This window comes from Eubacterium sp. AF22-8LB (assembly GCF_003458715.1).
GTDB lineage: Bacteria > Bacillota_I > Bacilli_A > Erysipelotrichales > Erysipelotrichaceae > Holdemanella.
Window position 1 is genome coordinate 1 of sequence record NZ_QRVI01000067.1, and the last position, 913, is coordinate 913.

Consider the following 913-nt stretch of genomic DNA (forward strand, 5'->3'; position numbering starts at 1 on the left):
AAAGATGAAAGTAAGACCATCTGTTAAACCAATCTGCGACAAGTGTCGAGTAATTCGACGCAAAGGACGTGTGATGGTAATTTGTGAAAACCCAAAACACAAACAGAGACAAGGAAACTAAAGTAGGAGGAAACTAAATGGCTCGTATAGCAGGAGTAGATATTCCAAACGACAAACGAGTTGTCATCTCATTGACATACATCTATGGTATTGGATTGACAACATCAAAGAAAGTATTGGAAGAAGCAGGCATCAGTGAAGATGTTCGAGTAAAAGATTTAACTGAAGAACAATTAAATGCAATTCGTAAAACAATCGATGCAATCAAAGTCGAAGGAGACTTAAGAAGAGAAGTACAATTAAACATCAAGAGATTGATGGAAATTGGATGCTACAGAGGAATGCGTCACAGAAAAGGATTGCCAGTACGTGGACAAAGAACAAAGACAAACGCAAGAACACGTAAAGGAAAAGCCAAGACAGTGGCTAACAAGAAGAAGTAGTAGGGAAGGAGAGTAAAGAATGGCAAAAGTACAGAAGACACGTAAGAGACGTGTTAAAAAGAATATTGCGCGAGGATGTGCACACATTCACTCGACTTTCAATAATACAATCGTAACAATTACAGATGAAAACGGAAATGCCGTAGCATGGAGTAGTGCAGGAGCATTAGGATTCAAGGGAAGTCGTAAATCAACACCATATGCAGCACAATTAGCTGGAGAAGCAGCAGGAAAAGCAGCAATGGATCACGGAATGAAGACAGTATCCGTAGATGTAAAAGGACCTGGACCTGGACGTGAAGCAGCAGTAAGAGCATTACAGGTAGCTGGTTTAGAAATTACAATGATCAATGATGTAACACCAATTCCACACAACGGATGTCGTCCACCAAAACGACCTCGTGGATAGT

The 913-nt window shown here is 40.3% G+C and carries 3 protein-coding genes; all 3 read left to right on the forward strand.

The genetic code is table 11. The features are described 5' to 3' along the window. The first annotated feature begins 4 nt into the window (after nucleotides 1-4). From rpmJ to rpsK, 3 genes are read left to right on the forward strand one after another with little or no spacing between them, the layout of a single operon-like run. The gene (rpmJ, locus tag DWY01_RS11420; RefSeq protein ID WP_003866328.1) at nucleotides 5-121 is read left to right on the forward strand and encodes a 50S ribosomal protein L36; all 117 of its coding nucleotides are present in this window, start codon (nucleotides 5-7) and stop codon (nucleotides 119-121) included. Between the two features lie 16 nt (nucleotides 122-137). Then, on the forward strand, nucleotides 138-503 hold the full coding sequence (gene rpsM / locus DWY01_RS11425; RefSeq protein WP_117573903.1) for a 30S ribosomal protein S13: 366 nt from the start codon (nucleotides 138-140) through the stop codon (nucleotides 501-503). Nucleotides 504-522: 19 nt separating this feature from the next. Continuing rightward, on the forward strand, nucleotides 523-912 hold the full coding sequence (gene rpsK, locus DWY01_RS11430; protein ID WP_003866326.1) for a 30S ribosomal protein S11: 390 nt from the start codon (nucleotides 523-525) through the stop codon (nucleotides 910-912). Nucleotide 913: the final 1 nt, after the last annotated feature.